At 54.1% G+C, this 357-nt stretch carries 1 protein-coding gene; it reads right to left on the bottom strand.

Features of this window, described 5'->3' with window-relative positions; translation table 11 throughout:
• Window positions 1-357, bottom strand: a 357-nt coding sequence (locus LZP73_RS19480) for a hypothetical protein (RefSeq protein ID WP_234236574.1), incomplete at both ends; no start/stop codon positions are given.

Here is a 357-nt window from a genome sequence, read left to right on the forward strand (position 1 = left end):
TGGCTGACGGTCAGGTTATCGATGGTCAAGTTGCGCATGACGCGTTTATTTTTGCCGCCGATATAAATCTGCGTTACCGGGCCAAAACCGCTCATCGCCAACCCTTTGATGATGCAGTCAGAACCGCGCACATCCAGGGTGATGTTATGCATACGGCCGCCCTTCTCCCCTGTCACCTGGCTGCCGTCTTGTAAGACAAAACGCCCTCTGCCGTTGCCGCGCAGGCTTCCAAGGATGTGCAACGTTTTGCCAGGAGGAATGAAGATGCCGGTGTTGATATTTTCACAAACGAATCCGGCAGGCACGACGACCGTTTGCCCTTCGCTGAAGGCTTGTTTAAATGAGGCGATCCAGTCG

It is taken from the genome of Shewanella sp. AS16 (assembly GCF_021412365.1).
Lineage (GTDB): Bacteria > Pseudomonadota > Gammaproteobacteria > Enterobacterales > Shewanellaceae > Shewanella > Shewanella salipaludis.